General features: G+C 32.7%; 20 protein-coding genes and 1 other RNA gene. 14 read left to right on the forward strand and 7 right to left on the reverse strand.

All coding sequences use genetic code 11. The annotated features are described in order from the left end of the window. Positions 1 to 83: 83 nt before the first annotated feature. From IRZ99_RS20460 to IRZ99_RS20480, 5 genes are all read left to right on the forward strand, one after another. The gene (locus IRZ99_RS20460) at positions 84 to 875 is read left to right on the forward strand and encodes a (Fe-S)-binding protein (protein WP_194659234.1); all 792 of its coding nucleotides are present in this window, start codon (positions 84 to 86) and stop codon (positions 873 to 875) included. 95 nt (positions 876 to 970) lie between these two features. Then, on the forward strand, positions 971 to 1,453 hold the full coding sequence (locus IRZ99_RS20465; protein ID WP_194659235.1) for an ABC transporter ATPase: 483 nt from the start codon (positions 971 to 973) through the stop codon (positions 1,451 to 1,453). Between the two features lie 122 nt (positions 1,454 to 1,575). Then, positions 1,576 to 2,367 (forward strand): M48 family metallopeptidase, encoded by a 792-nt coding sequence (locus IRZ99_RS20470; protein WP_194659236.1) that lies wholly within the window; start codon positions 1,576 to 1,578, stop codon positions 2,365 to 2,367. A gap of 457 nt (positions 2,368 to 2,824) precedes the next feature. Next, positions 2,825 to 3,961, forward strand: a complete 1,137-nt coding sequence (gene bshA, locus IRZ99_RS20475; RefSeq protein ID WP_194659237.1) for an N-acetyl-alpha-D-glucosaminyl L-malate synthase BshA — start codon at positions 2,825 to 2,827, stop codon at positions 3,959 to 3,961. A gap of 25 nt (positions 3,962 to 3,986) precedes the next feature. Continuing rightward, complete coding sequence (locus tag IRZ99_RS20480) at positions 3,987 to 4,409, forward strand: protease complex subunit PrcB family protein (protein ID WP_194659238.1); 423 nt, start codon at positions 3,987 to 3,989, stop codon at positions 4,407 to 4,409. A gap of 118 nt (positions 4,410 to 4,527) precedes the next feature. Here IRZ99_RS20480 and IRZ99_RS20485 read toward each other — a convergent pair whose 3' ends face one another. Both IRZ99_RS20485 and IRZ99_RS20490 read right to left on the reverse strand, forming a co-directional pair. Further along, a complete protein-coding gene (locus IRZ99_RS20485; RefSeq protein WP_194659239.1) occupies positions 4,528 to 5,025 on the reverse strand; it encodes a hypothetical protein in 498 nt (165 codons plus the stop codon). 162 nt (positions 5,026 to 5,187) lie between these two features. Further along, entirely contained in the window at positions 5,188 to 6,015 is an 828-nt protein-coding gene (locus tag IRZ99_RS20490) for a UDP-2,3-diacylglucosamine diphosphatase (RefSeq protein WP_194659240.1), read from the reverse strand. 188 nt (positions 6,016 to 6,203) lie between these two features. On the opposite strand from IRZ99_RS20490, the gene aroC reads away from it, so the two are divergent. The 3 genes from aroC (at position 6,204) to IRZ99_RS20505 (ending at position 10,926) form a co-directional block, all read left to right on the forward strand. Next, positions 6,204 to 7,262: a chorismate synthase gene (gene aroC / locus IRZ99_RS20495; protein WP_029273121.1), complete on the forward strand. Its 1,059-nt coding sequence runs from the start codon at positions 6,204 to 6,206 to the stop codon at positions 7,260 to 7,262. A 52-nt stretch (positions 7,263 to 7,314) separates the two neighbouring features. Continuing rightward, complete coding sequence (locus IRZ99_RS20500) at positions 7,315 to 8,604, forward strand: dicarboxylate/amino acid:cation symporter (protein ID WP_194659241.1); 1,290 nt, start codon at positions 7,315 to 7,317, stop codon at positions 8,602 to 8,604. A gap of 144 nt (positions 8,605 to 8,748) precedes the next feature. Continuing rightward, a complete protein-coding gene (locus IRZ99_RS20505) occupies positions 8,749 to 10,926 on the forward strand; it encodes a response regulator (protein ID WP_228519136.1) in 2,178 nt (725 codons plus the stop codon). Here IRZ99_RS20505 and IRZ99_RS20510 read toward each other — a convergent pair. Further along, entirely contained in the window at positions 10,923 to 12,173 is a 1,251-nt protein-coding gene (locus IRZ99_RS20510) for a DEAD/DEAH box helicase (protein ID WP_194659243.1), read from the reverse strand. The two genes, IRZ99_RS20505 and IRZ99_RS20510, sit on opposite strands and share 4 nt — an antisense overlap. Positions 12,174 to 12,307: 134 nt before the next feature. Then, positions 12,308 to 13,345: a formimidoylglutamase gene (locus tag IRZ99_RS20515; protein ID WP_194659244.1), complete on the reverse strand. Its 1,038-nt coding sequence runs from the start codon at positions 13,343 to 13,345 to the stop codon at positions 12,308 to 12,310. Between the two features lie 97 nt (positions 13,346 to 13,442). Between IRZ99_RS20515 and IRZ99_RS20520 the strand changes: the two genes are divergently transcribed. After that, positions 13,443 to 14,321: a hypothetical protein gene (locus IRZ99_RS20520; protein ID WP_072972025.1), complete on the forward strand. Its 879-nt coding sequence runs from the start codon at positions 13,443 to 13,445 to the stop codon at positions 14,319 to 14,321. A gap of 83 nt (positions 14,322 to 14,404) precedes the next feature. Here IRZ99_RS20520 and hutI read toward each other — a convergent pair whose 3' ends face one another. Both hutI and IRZ99_RS20530 read right to left on the reverse strand, forming a co-directional pair. After that, positions 14,405 to 15,643, reverse strand: coding sequence for an imidazolonepropionase (gene hutI / locus IRZ99_RS20525; RefSeq protein ID WP_194659245.1), 1,239 nt, complete (start codon positions 15,641 to 15,643; stop codon positions 14,405 to 14,407). Between the two features lie 108 nt (positions 15,644 to 15,751). Continuing rightward, positions 15,752 to 16,804, reverse strand: coding sequence for a glutaminyl-peptide cyclotransferase (locus tag IRZ99_RS20530; RefSeq protein ID WP_194659246.1), 1,053 nt, complete (start codon positions 16,802 to 16,804; stop codon positions 15,752 to 15,754). A gap of 88 nt (positions 16,805 to 16,892) precedes the next feature. Between IRZ99_RS20530 and ffs the strand changes: the two genes are divergently transcribed. The 5 genes from ffs to IRZ99_RS20555 all read left to right on the forward strand — a co-directional run bounded on the left by ffs (position 16,893) and on the right by IRZ99_RS20555 (position 20,472). Further along, positions 16,893 to 16,990, forward strand: an RNA gene (gene ffs / locus IRZ99_RS20535) — signal recognition particle sRNA small type. 176 nt (positions 16,991 to 17,166) lie between these two features. Continuing rightward, entirely contained in the window at positions 17,167 to 17,970 is an 804-nt protein-coding gene (locus IRZ99_RS20540; protein WP_194659247.1) for an SDR family oxidoreductase, read from the forward strand. Between the two features lie 17 nt (positions 17,971 to 17,987). Next, on the forward strand, positions 17,988 to 19,061 hold the full coding sequence (locus IRZ99_RS20545) for a hypothetical protein (protein WP_194659248.1): 1,074 nt from the start codon (positions 17,988 to 17,990) through the stop codon (positions 19,059 to 19,061). Positions 19,062 to 19,232: 171 nt separating this feature from the next. Then, entirely contained in the window at positions 19,233 to 19,889 is a 657-nt protein-coding gene (gene fsa / locus IRZ99_RS20550; protein ID WP_194659249.1) for a fructose-6-phosphate aldolase, read from the forward strand. 88 nt (positions 19,890 to 19,977) lie between these two features. Continuing rightward, on the forward strand, positions 19,978 to 20,472 hold the full coding sequence (locus tag IRZ99_RS20555; protein ID WP_194659250.1) for a hypothetical protein: 495 nt from the start codon (positions 19,978 to 19,980) through the stop codon (positions 20,470 to 20,472). Positions 20,473 to 20,565: 93 nt separating this feature from the next. Here the strand turns inward: IRZ99_RS20555 and IRZ99_RS20560 are convergent, their stop codons facing one another. After that, positions 20,566 to 22,035 carry an MFS transporter gene (locus IRZ99_RS20560; RefSeq protein ID WP_194659251.1) on the reverse strand — a complete coding sequence of 490 codons (1,470 nt, stop codon included), beginning with the start codon at positions 22,033 to 22,035 and terminating at the stop codon, positions 20,566 to 20,568. Positions 22,036 to 22,053: the final 18 nt, after the last annotated feature.

Here is a 22,053-nt window from a genome sequence, read left to right on the forward strand (position 1 = left end):
AATATTTGTGGTTTTTAGTGGGTTATAGCAGAGAGAATGCTATTAACCAATTTAACGATTAACCGCTTTAATAACAAAAGAAGATGCCAGAAAGTTTAGTAGTGCCAACAATGGCTGAAATGTTAGCCGAAGGAAAACAACCAGAAGTTTTGTTTTGGGTAGGTTGTGCAGGAAGTTTTGATGATAGAGCAAAAAAAATTACTAAAGCATTTGTGCGTATTTTAAATCGTACTAATGTTTCATTTGCAGTTTTAGGTACAGAAGAGAGTTGTACCGGAGATCCTGCAAAACGTGCCGGAAATGAGTTTTTGTTTCAGATGCAGGCCATGATGAATATCGAGGTTTTGAATGCATATGAAGCTAAAAAGATTGTTACGGCTTGTCCACATTGTTTTAATACTTTAAAAAATGAATATCCTGAATTAGGAGGTCAATATGATGTAATTCATCATACGGAATTTTTAAAGTCATTAATTGATGAAGGAAGACTGACTGTTGAAGGTGGTCAGTTTAAAGGAAAAAAAATCACTTTTCACGATCCTTGTTATTTAGGAAGAGCGAATAAAGTATACGAAGCACCAAGAGATTTAATTCAGAAATTGGATGTTGAATTAGTCGAAATGAAGCGTTCTAAAGCAAACGGATTATGTTGTGGAGCAGGTGGTGCACAAATGTTTAAAGATGCTGAACCAGGAAACAAAGAAGTGAATGTTTTGCGTACCGAAGATGCTTTAGAAGTACAACCTGATATTATCGCTGCGGGTTGCCCGTTTTGTAATACTATGTTAACTGATGGTATAAAACATCAGGAGAAAGAAGGACAGGTTAAAGTAATGGATATAGCGGAGTTGATCGCAAACGCACAAGATTTATAACTAAGGTTCTGAGGTACTAAGATTCTAAGGTTCTAAGTTATCTAACTTGAAACTATCCTGTAATCTAAAATCAACAATCTAAAATCTAAAATTAAATGTATATACCTTTTGAAAATTTACCTGGTGAATCCAGAGTTTGGATTTATCAATCAAACAGAAAATTTTCTGAGGAAGAATTTTCTGAAATTGAATCTGACCTAAAAGCTTTTGTAGAAGAATGGGCAGCACACGGAACAAGTTTAGAAGCTTCATATTTATTGAAATATAACCGATTTATTATTTTGGCTGTAAATCAGGAAGTACAAGCGGCGACAGGATGTTCTATCGATAGTTCTGTTGAATTTATTCAGAGTTTGGAGAAAAAGTACAACGTTGATTTGTTAGATAAAATGAACGTAACTTTTAAAAACGGTGAACATATTGCACACAAAACATTAATCGATTTCAAGAAAATGGTTAAAGACAAATCGGTTTCTGAGAATACGATTGTTTTTAATAATTTGGTAAATAATATCGAGGAGTTTAATGAATCCTGGGAAGTTCCTGCTGCTGATAGTTGGCACAGTCGATTTTTCTAAGAGAAAATTATAATCATATTTGAAAGGCATAAAATTTAGTTTTTATGCCTTTTTTTGTGGAGAAAAAATAACTTCTGTTAATTAAAATAATTAGTTTTACGAAAAATTTGATTAAAAAATACATGGAGAAAAAAGTACTTTTATTAATAATGGTTTTAACCTGTAATTTTATTTTTTCGCAAGATTATATGGCAGGACAAAAAAGATATTGCGAAACTAGTGATGCTAAAATATTAGATCTTTATGATTTGGGATTTAAGTGTTTACAGTATAAAAAATATCATAATGCTGCAACACGGGTATTTTTAGATATAGTAAAAAAAGATTCAACATTATGCGATGCTTATTTTTGGGCTGGATATACTTTAAGATTACAAAATAAACCTGAGCTCGCTATTGGGTGTTATTATATAGCGGATAGTTTGTCAAACAACAAATCGATAGAATTTAAGCAAAATTTGGCAATGACTGGTTTGATGGTAGGGAAGATTGATTTGGCAAGGAAAAAGTATGTAGAAATGACAACTTTTTTTCCAGATAGTCCTGAAGGTTATTATGGTCTAGCTTTAACTGCTCCAATGATCGGAGATGTTGATAAAGGTTTGGAAAATATTAAAGTGTCAATTGAAAAATACGGTAAAAGAAGTAGCGAAATTAAAAGTCAGACAGAATTATTATACGGTATACTTTTAACATTAAATAAAAAGTATGAGGAAGCTTTACCTCATTTTGAAGAATGTGTTTCTAAATTTAAAAATGATGATAATTTTAATATTCATTATTCTTTGAGCTTATTAAAAGTTGCAGAACAAAACAATGACGAAAATGGGAAGAAAAAAGCTTTGAAAATTTACGATAAGATTAAAAATAAAGAAGAGATATCAGAAAAATTGAAAAATGAATTTAAGGTTTAATTTAGATATTTTAAAAATGTATTTATAAAAAGGCATTAAATTTTGTTTTAATGCCTTTTTTTATTTTCTAGATTTTAAGTTTAAAGTTTTTATCACAGTTTTTTCAGTTTGTTAATAGTGCAAAAACTTCCGTTGTTATAAAAATAAAAACCTCTCATCTAGCCCCGATGGGAGTGATATCTCCCGATTTAGAAAAACAAGGCTTTTTAGCTGTAGTTTTTGTTAATCGGGAATATAACGGACAGCGGGACAGGTCGTTCTTTTGAAAATGAATTTTCTGCTCCTAATAAAAATTAGAGCGGAAAATTTCTGGCCATCATTCATATCTTAGTGTATAAAATATTATATAATTTAAAGTATTAGTAATCTGATACTTCTAAGATTCACAAAAATCTAACATTTTAAATACGGTAATAAACGTGATTTTTGAGTACTTTCGTAGTACTAAATTTAATACATGAAAATAGCAATAGTTTGTTATCCGACATTTGGCGGTAGTGGGGTTGTAGCCACTGAATTAGGCCTCGAATTAGCCAGACGCGGACACGAAATCCACTTTATTACCTACAGTCAGCCGGTTAGACTGGCACTTTTAAATCCTAATGTTCATTATCACGAAGTAAACGTTCCTGAATATCCTCTTTTCCATTATCAGCCTTATGAATTGGCTTTGTCAAGTAAATTGGTCGATATGGTGAAATTATATAAAATAGAAGTGCTTCATGTACATTATGCAATTCCACACGCGTATGCGGGTTATATGGCGAAGCAAATGCTGAAAAATGAAGGAATTAATCTTCCTATGATTACAACGCTTCACGGGACAGATATTACGCTGGTAGGGAATCATCCATTTTATAAACCTGCAGTAACTTTTAGTATCAATAAATCAGATTATGTGACTTCGGTTTCACAGAGTTTAAAAGATGATACGCTGAAATTATTCAAAATCAAGAATAAAATAAAGGTAATTCCGAATTTTATTGAATTGGATAAAGTAAAAACGGATCCGACTGCTCCTTGTCATCGTTATGTGATGGCAAAGGAAAATGAGCGAATCATTACACATATCAGTAACTTTAGAAAGGTAAAACGTATTCCGGATATTATTAAGATTTTCTATAATATTCAGAAAGTGATGCCTGCTAAATTAATGATGGTTGGTGATGGTCCTGAAAAAGAGAAGGCGGAAATTTTATGTATGGAATTAGGAATTTACGACAAAGTAATTTTCTTTGGAAACAGTAATGAGATCGATAAAATTTTATGTCTTACTGATTTGTTTTTACTTCCATCTGAAACAGAAAGTTTTGGATTAGCTGCTTTAGAGGCTATGGCTTGTGGCGTCCCGGTAATTTCAAGTAATTCGGGAGGTTTGCCAGAGGTTAATTTTGATGGTATTTCAGGATATTTGAGCAATGTGGGAGATGTTGAAGAAATGGCTGCAAATGCAATTAAAATTTTGGAAAGTGATGAAGTTTTAAATCAATTTAAAGTGAATGCTCTTGAAGTGGCAAAGAAATTTGATATCAAAAACATACTTCCAATATATGAGGCGTTGTATCAGAAAGCAATTGACGATTATAAAGATTAGAAACATTAATTTTAAAGTAACGTAAATGAAAAAAGTAATTTCGGTTTTAGCAGTTTTTGTTTTAATTTCTTGCGGAGCAAAAAAAACATCAGATTCAAATGCATTATATGAAGTTTTAACAACGCAATCTGACGGTGGTGGAAATATCAAATTTTATGAGATTTTGACAGAACCAAATGAAATCAAAATGTTAGTAAATGATCCTCTTTTGGCAGATAAAATGAAGCAGGATGATATTAGTAATTCTAACTATGTTATTTTAAATATGGGAGAGAAAAATACTGGCGGTTATTCTATTGGTGTTGAAAAAGTGGAGGAAACTGATAAAAATATCATTATTACCGTAAAGGAAAATAGTCCGGCTCCGGATGCTATGACGATGCAGGTAATTACTTATCCCTATACGGTTGTGAAAGTACACTCCAAAAAAGAGATTATCATTAAATAAATTTTGTTTTTGGCTTGAGACTTATCCAGGCTGATAATTGTTTCTTGTATAAAATAAAAAAAAACCTGTCGTAGTTAAAGCGACAGGTTTTCTTTTACAATTATTTTTTAATTTTATTTTAGAACTTGAATTTAATTCCTAGACCAACATCAAATCCAAAGTTGTCATCGTCGTAATATCCTGAACCAATTTCAGGTCTTGCATCTAAAGATAATAGAATTGGCACTTCTTTAAAGCCATATTCGATACCAATGTCACCTGCTGCAAAAACGTAAGTTCCGCTGTCATTATATTTAACGTTTCCGTTATAATAATCATGATCCCAAGCAGCGATACCAGCACCAACACCAGCGTACCAATTAAAACCTCCGTCGATATTCCAAACCCATTGATAAAGACCAACTGCTTTAATAGCGTCAACATCACTGCTGTTTCTCCATCCTAAATCGAACTCAAGTCTGTTTTTTTCGTTTAATCCTCTTTGGTAAGATATTTCTCCACCAAAGCCATTATTATCTCCTAAACGTAATCCAAGAGCATTTTTCGCGATGTCTTGTGCTTGAGCCGTGAACGCTAAACCTAATAGCATAATGGCAGATAAAATAACTTTTTTCATAAAAATGTGAATATTAATTTTTTTCAAATGTATAATTAGACTCTGCTATTGAACGTATAATATTCTTGAAAATTGTTATATAATTCACATTTTTAGCGTTTCTAAATTAAAGTTTTTTAATCGAAACACTAATAAAAATATAACTTTCTGTTGCTGAAGGTTTTATTTTTTACTAATCATTGAAGTGATTAATTGAGAAGTTAAAATATCTTCCATTTCGAATAAATTTTCTTCTTCTTCCGTTAAATTTGATTCGGCATAGGAGAATAATTTCCAGCGTTTTTTGTGATACTCTAAAGCAGTTAAATTTTCAACCCAATCGCCAGAGTTTAGGTATAAAGTCGATCCGTGTTTGTTTTCTTTGGTGATAATTTTTGGTTCGTGTATATGTCCGCAAATTACATAATCGTAATTTTTTTCGATTGCTAAGTCAGTTGCGGTAGTTTCGAAATCAGAAATAAATTTGACGGCTTTTTTGACGCTTGCTTTTATTTTTTTAGAAAAAGAATAAGGTTCACGGCCTAATTTAGCCAGGCACCAATTTGCAAATCGATTGCTCAAAATTAAATAGTCGTATCCTAATCCGCCCAATTTTGCAATCCATTTCGAGTGTTGTACTGAGGCATCAAAAACATCTCCATGAAAAATCCAGGCTTTTTTATCATCTAAATCTAAAACTAATTTATCAAGGAGTGCAAAATTCCCCATGTTCATGTCGCTGAATTTGCGAAGAATTTCATCGTGATTTCCAGTAATGTAATACACTTTTGTACCTTTAGAAGCCATTCCGATAATGCGTTGAATAACTCTTAAATGTGCTTTTGGAAAATAAGATTTCCTAAACTGCCAGGCATCAATAATGTCTCCGTTTAAGACTAAAGTTTTGGGTTTAATGCTTGATAAATAGTTGTTTAATTCTTTAGCGTGGCTTCCGTAAGTTCCTAAGTGCACATCTGAAAGGACAACTAACTCGACATTTCTTTTTTTCAATTTTTCCTGATTTGAAGTTTAGCAAATAAAAGAAACTTAAGTCAGTTTTATTTTATCAAATGGTTACCAATTTGGCTTCAATTTTAATAAATTATGATTTTTATCCAACTTAGTCTTTACTTAATAATACCAACTTTAAATTTTTTAATTTAATTCATAAAACTTACATTTGCTCAAAACAAATTACAATGGCAGGAAATAGCTACGGCACCCTATATAAAGTTACAACATTTGGAGAATCTCATGGTGAAGCTTTAGGCGGAATTATAGATGGATGTCCATCAGGAATTGAACTTGACTTAGAAGCAATTGAGGTTGAAATGTCTCGAAGAAAACCGGGACAATCAGCAATTGTAACCCAAAGAAAAGAACCAGATGCGGTTCAGTTTTTATCTGGAATTTTTGAAGGAAAAACAACTGGAACTCCAATTGGTTTTATTATCCCGAATACCAATCAAAAATCAGACGATTACTCTCATATAAAAGATAACTACAGGCCAAGCCATGCTGATTATGTATACGATCAAAAGTACGGTTTTCGTGACTATCGTGGAGGTGGAAGAAGTTCTGCTCGTGAAACGGCAAGTAGAGTAGTAGCGGGTGCTATTGCGAAGCAAATGTTGCCGGAGATTAAAATTAATGCTTATGTTTCATCTGTTGGTCCAATTCATTTAGATACACCTTATCAGGATTTGGATTTCTCTAAAATTGAAAGTAATCCTGTTCGTTGTCCTGATGAAAAATCGGCTGCAATTATGGAAGAATATATTCGCGATATTCGTAAACAGGGAGATACTGTTGGAGGAGTTGTTTCGTGCGTAATTCAGAATGTACCGGTTGGTTTAGGAGAACCTGTTTTTGATAAATTGCATGCTGAACTTGGAAAAGCAATGCTTTCAATCAATGCTGTAAAAGGTTTTGAATACGGAAGTGGTTTTTCAGGATCTGAAATGAAAGGAAGTGAACACAACGATTTATATAATCCTGACGGAACTACAAAAACAAATCTTTCTGGAGGAATTCAGGGTGGCATAAGTAATGGAATGGACATCTACTTTAGAGTAGCTTTCAAACCTGTTGCGACTATCATGCAGACTCAGGATTCATTAGATAATAAAGGAAATATTACACCAATGACAGGTAAAGGCCGTCATGATCCTTGTGTAGTACCTCGCGCAGTGCCAATTGTGGAAGCGATGGCAGCGATTGTTTTGGCTGATTTTTATTTGATCAACAAAACATATTAATAAAAGTTAAGACAGTGAGGGTCTTAATATTTTAATTTAAAACAACAAATTAATGCAACAACAAGTTACAGAAACCAAAAAAAAATCATTTCTTTCAGGATTAACAGGGCAGATTATAATTGCTATGGTTCTTGGAGCAACTTTAGGAATTATATTGCACAATTATATTTCGCCTGAAGCTGCACAATCGTTTAGTAATAAAATAAAAATGCTGGCGACCATTTTTATTCGTTTGGTGCAAATGATTATTTCACCTTTAGTATTCACCACTTTAGTAGTGGGAATTGCAAAATTAGGAGATATTAAAACGGTTGGAAGAATTGGAGGAAAAGCACTAGCGTGGTTTTTTACAGCATCTTTTATATCTTTATTAATTGGGTTGTTTTATGTAAATGTTTTACAGCCAGGTGTAGGTTTAAAACTTGACCATGTTGATATGGCGGCTGCGTCAGAAGTAACTGGTAAAACTAAAATACTTTCTGTTGAGAATTTTGTAGAGCACATCGTTCCTAAAAGTCTTTTTGAAGCAATGGCAACAAATGAGATTTTGCAAATTGTAATATTTTCAATCTTTTTTGGATTGGCTGCAGCTTCTTTAGGAAGTACCGTAAAACCGGTAATAAATGCTTTAGATAAAGCTTCTCATATTGTTTTAAGAATGGTGAATTACGTAATGAACTTCGCTCCAATTGGAGTTTTTGGTGCTATTGCAGGAGTATTTGCTATTAGAGATGCAGAAGAATTAGTACTTACTTATTTTAAATTTTTTGGATCCTTTTTGATCGGAATTAGCACATTGTGGGTTCTTTTAATTGCAATTGGATACATCTTCTTGAAAGGAAGAATGACCGAGTTATTAAAACGTATTGTTGGGCCATTGGCAATTGCTTTCGGAACAACAAGTAGTGAAGCTGTTTTTCCAAAATTAACGGAGGAATTAGAAGCGTTTGGTGTAAAAGATAAAGTAGTATCATTTATGCTACCATTGGGATATTCGTTCAATTTGGACGGAAGTATGATGTACATGACTTTTGCCAGTATTTTTATTGCCCAATTTTATGGCGTTCATTTAGATTTAGGAACTCAAATGGTAATGCTTTTGGTTCTAATGTTAACCAGTAAGGGAATTGCAGGTGTACCAAGAGCTAGTTTAGTAGTGGTTGCGGCAACATGCGGTATGTTTGATATCCCGGTTGAAGGAATCGCATTAATCTTACCGATTGATCACTTTTGTGACATGTTTAGAAGCGCTACGAATGTACTAGGAAATGCTCTTGCAACTTCTGTTGTTGGACAATGGGAAAATAATAAAGAATTAGCAGCAGCTAATTTGGAAGAATAAATCATAAAGTACTCTTCACCGCCTTGATTTAGTTAAGGTTAAAGAGCATAAGAAAAATAAAGAAAAGCTGTATTTTTAGTGGAAATACAGCTTTTTTTTATTTTTAAGTGTATATTTGAGAAAATTAGCCGACCTATGCCCCGTATGCGGATTTTTTTCCTTCTTATGTTGTTTCTGAATTGCTTTGTCAATTCAGCTAATGCGCAGTCGGAAGTCATTTCAGACGCTAAAATTAATAAACTTGTTCAACAGGCTTGGGACGATTTTAAAGATGCAAATTTTGAAAAATCACTAATTACTTCAAGAGTAGCTTTAAACTATGCTACGGCATCAAAAAACAATTATTTAATTGCGAAGTCTTATAAGATAATTGCTGGCAATTATAACGAACTATCGGAGTTTGACAAGGCTATTTTTTTCTACAATAAAAGTTTGACCTATGCAAATAAAACAAATAACGATTCTATAAAGTACAGCCTTCATAATAATTTAGGAAATATATTTTGTTTTGAAAAAAAACAATTTGATAAAGGAATTGACTATTACAAAAAATCAATTGCATACAGCTTAAAGATTAACGATATCAGTCAGGTGTATTATACGAATGTTAATATTGCCTGGGCGTATTTTGATATCGGAAAATTTAAAGAAGGTTATCCTTATTTGAAATTTGTGGGTAATAATATTGAAAAGTATGGTGATAAGTCTACAGAGATTGTTGTGAATATGCTTAATGGCATGTATTCTAGTTATTTAAGTAATAATGATACTGCAAATGCTTATTTTTTATCTGCCATTGCTGCTGGACAAAATAGTGATGAGAAGTCTGACTTGTCTTATGCACATTTAGAATATTCGAAGTTTCTAACTAAAACAAAGAAATTTAAAGAAGCTTATGATAATCTTACTGCATACAATCAAATCACAGAAGAACTGTATAATCAGGAAAAGCTTAAAAAAGCCTCTATTGCAGGTTTTAATCTTGAATTAGATGAATATAAAAGACAAATTGATAAAATTGAGAATGAAAAAATTTCACAATATCAAAGTCTTAAAAAATCTCGAATTATTGTTATACTCTTCGTTCTTATTTCTCTTATTCTGCTTGTTTTGATAATTACATTGATAAAGAATATCAGATTTAAAAAGAAACATAATTTAGAGCTATTACAAGCAAAAGAAATTGCTGAGGAAGCCTCTTTGCTTAAAACACAATTTATTTCGACTATAAGTCATGAATTACGTACTCCCTTATATGGAGTTGTAGGTATAACGAACATGTTGCTTGAAGAACATAAAGAATTGGCACAAAGTCAACATTTAAGTTCCTTGAAGTTCTCTGCACGCTACCTTCTTTCTTTGGTAAATGATATTCTACAGATTAATAAAATTGAAGAAAATAAAGTTATTCTTGAAAATCTGACATTCAATATTTCAGATGAAATTACAATGATTAAAAATTCACTTTCTTTTCTTTCACAAAAAAACAATAACAAGATCAAGGTTTATATTGATCCCTGTATTCCTGAATATTTGATTGGAGACAAATTAAGATTAGCACAGATTTTAATGAATCTTGTTAGTAATGCTTTGAAATTTACGAAAGACGGAGAAGTAGAAATTATTGTCAATTTGAATAAGGTAGAGGAGAAGTTTTATTTTTTAGAGTTTCATATAAAAGATAATGGTGTTGGAATTGCAGTTGTTGATCAGAACAAAATTTTCGAAAAATTTGTACAAGTAGGAAGAAAAGAGGAGGATTATCAAGGTACTGGATTAGGACTGAGTATCGTAAAACGACTTTTAGGATTGTTTGGAAGTAAAATTAATTTAGAAAGCAATATTGGTGAAGGAACTTCATTTTCGTTTGTAATTCCGTTTGAACATGATCCTCAAAAAACGAAAAAAATTATTGATGAAATAGAGGTGGATTTAACATCCAGCGAGGTTTATAAAATCTTAATTGTTGAAGATAATCTGATTAATCAGTTAGTTACAAAGAAGATTATCGAAAAAAATAATTATGTATGCAAAGTAGTTGATGACGGTTTTGCTGCATTGGATATTATAGAGAAAGAAAATTTTGACCTAATTTTAATGGATATTAATATGCCATTGATGAATGGATTTGAAACTACTAAAAGAATTCGCTTAAAGGGCATATCAACACCAATTGTGGCACTTACAGCTTTTGATAAGGATGAAATAACAGATGAGGCTATTTCATCAGGAATAAACGATATTATAGTAAAGCCTTTTGAGCCAATTAAGCTATTTAAGATTATAAGTTACTTAATAAAAGAAGCAAAAAACGTTGGTTAATACCAACGTTTTTTATTTTGCTTAGAAGCACTTGACTTTCTTGATTTATGAGCACCGCCGCTTCGGTTTGAATTTTTAGGTTTTTCTGCCATTGCTTCCGGACTTCCTGAATGCCATGGGTAAGGATGGTCACTAATTGTTTTTACATCTACTTTAATTAGTTTCTGAATATCCTTCCAATAAGGCTCTTCATCTTTACCACAAAACGAGATTGCAATTCCGCCGTTTCCTGCACGTCCAGTTCTACCAATTCGGTGAACGTACGTCTCAGGAATATTTGGTAAATCAAAGTTGATTACATAGGGTAATTGATCAATATCGATTCCTCTTGCAGCAATATCTGTTGCGACCAAAACTCCAACTTCTTTGTTTTTAAAAGCATCCAAAACGCGTTGTCTCGCATTTTGAGATTTATCACCGTGAATGGCTTCAGCAGGAATATCTTTTTTACGAAGTGCTTTTACAACATTATCTGCACCGTGTTTGGTCCTTGAAAAAACCAATACGTTTGATAAATCTTCGTTTTTTATTAAATGATATAATAAATTTCTTTTCTCTGTTTTTTCAACAAAATAAACACGTTGTTCTACAGTTTCAGCAGTTGATGAAACAGGTGAAACTTCTACTTTTGCAGGATCTTGCAGAAACATTTCAGCCAATTCGCGAATCGCAATAGGCATTGTTGCAGAGAACAGTAAAGTCTGACGGTTTTTAGGAGTTAATTTTACGATCTTTTTTACATCGTTTATAAAACCCATATCCAGCATTTGATCGGCTTCATCTAAAACCAATGTATGTAAATGGTCTAAATCAAGAAATCCTTGTTTCTGTAAGTCTAATAATCTTCCTGGCGTTGCAACCAGAATGTCAACACCATTTTTTAAAGTATCAACCTGAGGATTTTGAGAAACTCCACCAAAAATAGTCAATTGAGTTAGGTTGGTGTATTTGGCATAAGTATCAAAACTTTGTCCAATTTGAACCGCTAATTCACGCGTTGGTGTAACTATAAGAGCACGAATTTGTTTTGCTTTTTTTGATGAGCCTACAATTCGGTGTAACTGATGTATAATTGGAATAGCAAATGCCGCTGTTTTTCCTGTACCCGTTTGTGCACAACCAATTAAATCCCTTCCCGATAAAACGATCGGAATAGATTGTTCCTGAATAGGTGTGGGGTTAAGGTAGCCTTCTTCAAATACGGCTTTTTGTATACTTTTTGAAAGTGATAAATCTTCGAATAACATATCTTAGGTATTAAGATTTTAGTTTAAAGTACTAAATTCTGTGCAAAGATAGGTTTATTCGGCCAATCGTTTATTTGAATTGGGGTTTATTTAGGAAATTCACTAATTACGAGCAATTAAAATTTTAGTTTATATTAGATTTTTTCGTTGTTGGCCTTGATGAAATCGGTTACCAGATAGCCAATTAATTTTCCTATTAAATTATTATTTGGCGAATCAGCTAAATCTGGAGCACCTTCACAAATGTGTAAATAGGTAGCATTTTTATGTTGTCCAAAGAAGGAGATAAACTGTCTTAATTCTTCTACAGAAAAACCACTTATAGTCATAGCGCTACTGGCGATATTTGGTATGGCATCCAAATCAATTTCAATACCGAAAGAATCATTTTTTATAAAATCTAAAGCCATGATCATTTCTTTGTTGAATTCCTTTTCTTTTCGAATGTTTACGCTGTCATAGGTGTTATATCTAACGCGATCTTCTAATTTTTTAATAATATCAAGAACGCTCTTTGAAGTATAATTTTCATGCAATCCAAAAATGAAATATTTTTTAAGGAAACCTTCCTCATAAGCATAAGAGAAACCATTTCCGCTGTGACGTCCTTCTAAAATTCTAAAATCGGAATGCGCATCAAAATTAATGGCATTTATAGGTTTTCCTTTGGCTAAAGCCGAACCTTTTATATTTCCGTAAGCATTATTATGCCCTCCGCCAATAATAATTGGTGTTTTTCCAGCTTTTATAATAGTGAAAATAATATGAGAAACTTCTTTGTCTATTTTTTCTACTAACTGACTTAATTTAGATCGGTCGTCAATATCATTAAAATCAAGATTTTCAACATCACGCATTTCTTCTGCAACATTTATTTGGCCTAGAACAATAATTTGGCTGCCTTTGCAAAAACGATTATGCTGAATATTAGCAATACTTTTTATTGCACATTGCCATGCTGATGCTGCTCCGGGTCTCCCGTAGTTTGCACGCACGCCAATATCTTCAGGAATTCCTAAAAGCACGTATTTAGCCTCACTTTCTTTTAGAAAAGCAATCTTGTCAGCACCTTTAGGGACAACAATCATCTTTTCTCCAAACTTTATTTCGCCACTTCGGTGATTTGTGACTTTTGCTAAATCATTAACAGTAAAAGGAATTAATTTCTCCATAAAAAAAAATTATTGTCCAAAAATAATATAATTGTATTAACTTACGTTATTAGGATATATTAATTCTTAAATTTGTTTTAAAGAAAATTATTTAAATATGGAAAACCCAAAGAACAACAACTCAAGTCTAAAAGCGGTAATCGCAGTTTTAGCAGTCCTACTTATTGGTAGCTTAGTGTATATTTTTAAATTGTCTTCTGATACAGAAGTAGTTAAGACGGAACTTACAACCACCATGACAGAGAAAGAATCTGTTATGAAAGATTTGCAGGAATTGAAAGCAACGTATGATGCTGCTATCGCTGAAAACACTTCAATGTCTGATGAGTTAATTCAGGAAAGAGATAAAGTAGTAGCGTTGATGGACGATTTGAATAAATCTAAAGGAGATGTGTCTAAATACAGATCTCAGGTTCAGGCAATGCAAGGTAAAATGAAAACTTTAGTTGCTGAAAACGACGAATTGAAAAAACAAAACGGTGTTTTAACAGTTCAAAGAGATAGTACTATTGTGGTTTTAGGAGAGTCTAAAAAGTATAACGAAGTATTAGTTGGTCAAAACGAAGAATTGGCTAAAACGGTTGAAAAAGGTTCTAAATTATCAGTTTTAAACACTAAAACTATTGCTTACAAAGTAAAAGGTTCTGGTAAACAAGTTGAAACAGATAAAGCAAGCCGTGCAGATGTTTTAAAAGTTAGTTTTACAATTGCTGAAAATTCAATTGCTAAATCTGGAGATAAAACGTATTATGTACAAGTTATCGATAGTAAAAACAATGTTTTAGGAGATAAAAAAACGGAAACGTTTGGAGATAACACTTTGACGTACAGTTTTAAAACTACTGTAAAATATGAAAATAAAACGGTTCAGGTTTCTGAAGACTTAATTGGTAAAGATTTCGAAAAAGGAACTTATTTTATCAATGTTTTTGATAATGATGAGTTAGTTTCTAAAACTAGTTTCTCTTTAAGATAATCTCCAGCGGGATACAATACCACTAAAATATTAAAGGTCTGTAATTTTTACAGACCTTTTTTTATTGTGCTATTTTTTTTGATTTAGTTTAGAATTTTCCCTTCCAGAAAGATGCTTTCGATTAAATTGCTGCCAAAAGCATATGGAATTTGGTAATAAGAAGAAATTGGTTTTGTCAGAATTAAATTGGCTTTTTTGCCTTTAGTAATACTTCCGTGGGTTTCAGAAAGTCCCATCGCGTATGCACCGTTTATAGTGGCTGCATTAATGGCTTCTTCAGGAGTCATTTTCATTTTAATACAAGCTGTTGCAACAACAAAATTCATATTTCCTGATGGAGTAGAGCCAGGGTTGAAATCTGTTGCTAAAGCAATAGGTAAACCTGCTTTTATTATTTCACGGGCAGGTGTGTACGGAATACTTAAAAAATAAGAACAAGACGGTAAAGCAACAGGCATTGTTTCAGTATTTTTTAAGGCTTCAATGTCTTCTGGGTTCATAATTTCGAGATGATCGACAGAAAGGGCTTTAAATTTGATTCCAGATTGTATTCCTCCAATTGAGTTGAATTGGTTCACATGAATTTTTGGCTTTAAGCCGAATTGAATTCCGGCTTCCATAATTTTTTCCATTTCTTCAACAGAAAAATAACCAGTTTCACAAAAAACATCAATATAATCCGCTAGTTTGTTTTGAGCGATTTCAGGAAGCATTTTTGTTATAATTTCATCAATATAACCTTGTTTATTTTCTTTATAGTGCAGAGGGAAAGCATGAGCGCCCAGAAAAGTAGCCTTTATAGCAATGGGATAATTTTCTGCCAGTTTTTTAATAACGCGCAGCATTTTTAATTCTCCTTCAACAGTAAGTCCGTAACCTGATTTTATCTCAACAGCTCCGGTTCCTAAATGCATAACTTCTTCTAATCGAAGTTTGGATTGCTCATAAATTTCTTCTTCAGAAGTTTCATTGAGTTTTTTGGCCGAGTTTAAAATTCCACCACCGCGATTGGCGATTTCTTCATAAGTAAAACCGTTTATTCTGTCGACAAATTCCTGTTCGCGATTTCCTGCATACACAATATGCGTATGACTGTCGCACCAGGTAGGTAAAATAATTCGGCCAGTTGCGTCTATAGTTTTATCAGCTTTAATTTCTGGAAGATTTTCCATTGATCCAAAATCTTCAATACGATTATCTTTTAAAATTAAAAAAGCATTTTTAATAGTTGGGAGAATTGCCATTTCGGCTCCGGAAACTTTGGAGAGTGTAGTTTCTCGAACCTGAAGTAATTCTTTTATGTTGGTAATAAGAGTAATCATTATATTGATTTAGTTATTTAAGTATTGCTGTAAAATACAAATTTCACAAATTATCACTAAACAATTCGTGAAATCTGTGAAATTCGTGTTTTTGGCTTTCTATTTAGCTTATTCTGATACTGTAATTTCAAACATTTTGCTCCAGTTTTTACCGGTTACGAAAATGGTTTTAGTTTTTGGATTGTAAGCAATTCCGTTTACAACATCACCAGAATCAATATCGGTCATTAATTTACGCAAACTTGACATGTTTAAAATTCCTTCGACAGCGCCATTTTTTGGATCTACGATAGCAATTGCATCTTTTTGAAATACATTCACATAAAATTTTCCGTTGATTAATTCTAATTCGTTTACTGCTTTTATTTTTGAAGTTCCTGAATAAACATTGATATAATCAACCATTTTTTGTGTTGCCGGGTCCATTTTCCAGATTTTCTCTGTACCGTCTGATTGATAAATAAATTTACCATCATTTGTCATTCCCCATCCTTCTATCTCTTTTTCGTAAGTAAAGGTTTTTTTAAGTTTTAAAGTATTAGCGTCATAAATAAAACCTGTTTTTTCCTGCCAAGTTAGCTGAAACAATTCGCCGTTGATAAAAGTAATTCCTTCGCCGAAATATTTTGGTTCAAGGTTTATTTGTTTAAAGGTTTTGCCTGTTTTATAATCGTATTTTCTTAAAAACGAATTTCCTTTTTCTCCGGTACTTTCATATAAAGTGTCTTTGTAGAATTCTAAACCTTCGGTAAAAGATTTTTTATCATGAGGATAGGTATTTACGATTTTAAAGCTTAATAATTTAGGTTCAACATTAGAAACGACCTCAATTCTTTTTGTTGCATCTGAAGAATCTCCATCAAAATAAACACTCGCTTTTAAATATTGATAACCTAATTTTTGATCTTTTAATTCAAATTTGAATTTTTCTGCACCTTTAGCACTTCCAACTTTTTTGTCGTTAACAAAGTAGGCAATGCTGTCAATTTCCTTTGCATTTGGATTTAAAACTGCGATCGAAACAGCTTCCTGAGGAAGAAAATGTGCTGGAAAAGCGGAATCATCAATAGTAAAAAAAGAATTTTCACTTTTATTTTTATCTCCACATCCAATTAATGTGATTCCTAATAAAATGACAGTTAGGAAGTTATATTTTTTCATAGTTAAAAATTTGAATAAGCCAATATACGACGATATTTTTATAGCAACAAAGCTCTTGCAAAAATATAAAAAGATTGTATATTTGCACCGGCAAGTCCTACACGACCAGCTCCTGCAGACTCCCCCAGGATGGGAACATAGCAAGGGTACGTGGTTGAGCGGTGCGATGTAGGTCGCTTGCCATTTTTTTATTTTTTAGATTTAATACAAAAGTAGTCTTCCTTCGGGAGGATTTTTTTATTTTTGGACCTTTCGTATAGTGAGAAGTTATATGTTAGAGGAAAAATGTTTTTAACTATTGCATTAATTTCTATCTATGATACATCACATTTCACTTATAACATTTAATATCTAACCAGCAAATGAGTAAAGTCGTTTTAATTACCGGAGGATCCTCAGGGATCGGAAAATCTATTGGAGAATTTTTACATAAAAAAGGTTTCGTTGTTTACGGAACAAGTAGAAATCCTGAAAAAGTTCTTAATTCTATTTTTCCATTATTGACTTTAGATGTTCGTAATACAGAATCGATTCAGTCTGCTGTTGCAAAGATTATTGAAGTTTCAGGACGATTAGATGTTGTAATTAATAATGCTGGTGTTGGAATTACGGGTCCGTTAGAGGAAATTCCGATGGAAGAAATTAAAAACAATTTCGAAACCAATTTTTTCGGTCCAATTGAAGTAATGAAAGCTGTTTTACCGCAAATGCGTGGGCAAAAATCGGGTTTGATTATTAATATAACCTCAATTGCGGGTTATATGGGATTACCGTACAGAAGCGTATATTCAGCTTCTAAAGGAGCTTTAGAGTTAATTACTGAAGCTTTAAGAATGGAAGTGAAGTCTTTTGGAATTGAAATTACAAACGTAGCGCCAGGCGATTTTGCTACAAATATTGCTTCAGGGCGTTATCATGCACCAGTTATTCAGGGTTCTGCTTATGAGAAAGTTTATGGAGACACTCTTGCAACGATGAATGAGCATGTTGATGCAGGAAGTAATCCTAATGAGATGGCTGAAGCTATTTTTAAAATTATGCAACAGAAAAATCCAAAAGTGCATTACAAAGTTGGTGTCTTTATGCAGAAATTTTCGATCGTGTTAAAACGTGCTCTTCCAGATAAAGTTTATGAAAAAATGTTAATGAACCACTATAAATTATAAAATTATTTAGCCCCAAAATGAAATACCTTTTATTGCTTGTTACTGTTGTTTTTTGTTCTTGCTCTCCAAAAATTAGAACTTCTGTTTCTGAAAAACATGAAAAATTAAATGAAATTGATAAAGTTGTCATTTTTAACGCTAAATCTGAACTTCCTTCAAACTATAGTAAAATTGGAACCACTAAAATCGGAGATACTGGTTTTACTACCACTTGTGATTTGAATACTGTCCTTGAAAAGGCAAAAATAGAAGCTCGTAAAAGTGGTGCTAATGCGTTATTAATTACTGAACATTTATATCCGAGTACATTTGGAAGTACTTGCCATCGAATTACTGCTGATTTGCTGAGGATTGAAAATACAGCCGTTTATAATCAGCCAATAATTACGAAAGATACTATTCAGCTAATTTCGAGTTCGAAAGTTGTTACAGCTAATGAGGTTGTTTATGGTCCGGGTTATGGATTTAAAACTTCAAAATTTTTAGTAACTGCTAATGTTGGACAAAGTTTTAGAGTTGCTTCTTCACCGGATGGCCTAAATTCTGAACAAAAAGAATATTTAAAAAAATTAAAATCGGGATTAAGTTATGATATAAGTGCTTATTATCTTAAAGAAGGCCGAACCGGATTTGGTTTGAAATATAATGTTTATAAATCTTCTGGAACTATTCATAATCAGCAAATTACTCTGGATAATGGGACAATTGTGACAGGTGATTTTAGTGATGATATTACGATTTCATTTATTGGACCTTCCTTTATATTGACAGAGGATGAACATGCGAGAGTTGGTGAAGCTAATTTAGAGTTAGCGCTTGGATATCTTTCGTATCAAAACAAATCTACTATTATTGGCAGCCCATTGAAAATAACGGGAGCAAATTTGGGTATGATTGGTGGAATGGGGTATCATTTTAGAATAACGCCTCATTTTTTACTAGGACCACAAGTTAATTTTGTTGGAGGAGTATTGAAAAAATTTAAGTACAAATATCCAGATGGTAGAACAGAAACTATTAAGCTTAAAGACGACGAATTTGAAAATTTATGGAGAATTGATTTGGCTATTGGTGCTAAGTTTAGATTCTAAGTTGTAATTTTGCAGCTGGGTTTGCGTGAGGGATAGAAGCTAATTACCGAAGTAGTGCGTATAGCCCGACCCTATTTGCAAAAGGCGCTCATAAGCGGTTTGTTGAGTGCGCCTTTTGCAAATAGGAGTCACGCCCAAATAATATTCAACACAATTATAAATATATAAATTATGAAATTTTTTATTGATACAGCTAATTTAGCGCAAATTAAAGAAGCACAAGTATTAGGTGTTTTAGATGGTGTAACAACTAATCCGTCATTAATGGCGAAGGAAGGTATTACTGGAAAAAACAACATTTTGAAGCATTATGTTGATATCTGTAATCTTGTAGAAGGTGATGTAAGTGCTGAAGTAAATGCGTTGGATTATGATGGAATGATTAAAGAAGGTGAAGAATTAGCTGAATTGCATGACCAAATCGTAGTGAAATTACCTATGACTAAAGAAGGTGTAATGGCTGCAAAATATTTTTCAGATAAAGGAATTAAAACAAACGTGACACTTGTATTCTCTGCTGGACAAGCTTTATTAGCTGCAAAAGCGGGAGCAACTTATGTTTCTCCTTTTATTGGTCGTTTAGATGATATTTCTACAGATGGTTTAAATTTAATCGAAGAGATTAGATTGATTTATGATAATTACGGATACGAAACTCAAATTTTGGCTGCTTCAGTACGTCATACAATGCATATTGTAAACTGTGCTAAAATTGGTGCAGATGTTATGACAGGTCCGCTTTCAGCAATTTACGGATTGTTGAAACACCCGTTAACTGATATTGGTTTAGCTCAGTTTGTTGCTGATTTCGAAAAAGGAAATAAGTAATACGATTTAAACATTACATAGAATCGCCATCTTTCTTGTGAAAGGTGGCGATTTTTTTTATATTTTTATTCTTAAAAATAACCTACATATGAAAAAAGTACTAGTAATGTTTTTGTTTTTAGTAGCTGGTTTGCAGGTAAATGCACAAGCGAGGGTTTTGAAATCAGTAAATGAGGCGGGTGATGTCGCCACTTTTGAATTAGACTGTACAGTAAAGTTTCAGACACTGGCAAAAGGGCTGAGATATAATATTACACGCCACGAGTTTAAAGGTCCGGAAATGAAAAACTCTTACCGTTTATTATTGGTAATGGATGGTTTTTACTCTAAAACGTTGAATAAGGAAATGACCATTTCGGCTGTTTTAAATGATGGAACTGTAATTGAGGCAAAAAAGACAATTGAAGATGATGGATTCTTTGATGGTGCCTGTACGTTGAAAATTAAAGAGCCTAAGGCGCTTTTAGAGGCTAATATAGCTAAAATTATTGTTCATGCTGATAAGGATGTGGTCTATACTTTATCAGAGCAAAATAAGGCAATTTTTAAAAAGAATTTGAGTAACATCATGACGGAAAAATAAAATACAATTCTTATTGTTTAAGCTAAAAAAATCCCAAATCTCAATTGGTAAAAATTGAAATTTGGGATTTTTTTTATTTTTTATTTTTAGGTTTTAGTGACCTCCGCCACCACCTTCAACATGATTAATTCCTTGTCTTTTTAATATTTTAGGACAGTAGAAACCGTAAAAGCCTAAGTATGCGAAACCAGTTAAAGGAACAATATACGAGAAATGTGTCCATGTGATTCCAAAAATACCTTCTGGACTTGTTAGATCTATATCACAGATACTTCCCTGTACTAAAGGAATAACTCCTCCACCAAGAATCATCATAATTAAGAATGAGGATGCTTTTCCAGTGTTTTTCCCTAAACCTGCAATCGCTAAATCGAAGATTGAAGGCCACATGATAGATAAGAATAAACCTCCAGAGATAAAGAAGAATTTAGCAATTGAAGGATCCGGGCAAACCAATCCAATCAACATCATTAATACACCTGATATACCGAAAAGCATTAAAGTTTTTCCGGCATTTTTACCTCCCACAAAACTTACAGCTATAAATAGTAAAATCCAGATTGGGTAGATATAAAACGAAGAAACGTCATGTCCGGCGAAAATATTTGCTCCAATGATTACCCCAAATGCGATAGCGGGAACAATGAACTTAAGAGCAGTATTTACAAGGTTTGATGTATCGAAAACGTTTACTCCACCATTCCAACGACCAATCATTAAACTTCCCCAATAAAGGGCAATAAATGGTGCAATGGCATCTTCTAAAACATTACCAAATTCAGCAGTATGAAGTAGAGCAGGTAAATTACTAATGATAGTTACCTCAGTTCCCACATAAATGAAGATACCCAACATTCCTAAATAAAGTTGTGGGTAGTCTAAAATGTTGAATTTTTCATGTGCTACTTTAACCACTTCTTCCTCTTCTTTTGCAGGATCTTCAATTTTAGAGAAGTTCATGAAAATAGCCACAGCTATAAAAGCAAGACCTAAGATGATAAATGGCAGTTTAATATCTTCTAATGAAAGTGAAGTTTTCTTGTCATCTCCCATTCCGAATAGAGCAATTCCTAATAAGATAGCTCCAATAGTTGTTCCGAAAGAGTTAATACCTCCTGCCAATGTTAAACGGTGTGCTCCTGTAGCAGGACTTCCCATTTTAATGGCTAAAGGATTAGCTACAATTTGTTGAATTGAAAATCCTAAACCAACGGTAAATAAGGCAGTTAAGAAGAAAGGGAAACTTTCCATTGTAGCAGCCGGAATGAATAAGAATGAACCAACAGCCGAAAGAAGTAAACCAGCTGAAAGTGTTCTTTTGTATCCGAATTTTTGTAAAACGTCTACTTTTAAAGAAACTAAAAAGAAGATTATTGATCCTACAAAGTAAGAAACGTAGAAAGCCCAAGCTACTAATTGTGATTGTACCTGAGATAAAGTAAATACTTTTTTAAATACCGGAATTAGGATATCGTTGGCAGATCCAACAAAACCCCAAAAGAAGAAGACGATTATCAATGAGATAAATTGCCCCCATTTGGTTTGCACATTTTCTGAACTCATAATTGTAATAAGGTTAAT

The organism is Flavobacterium sp. LC2016-12 (assembly GCF_015351595.1).
Lineage (GTDB): Bacteria > Bacteroidota > Bacteroidia > Flavobacteriales > Flavobacteriaceae > Flavobacterium.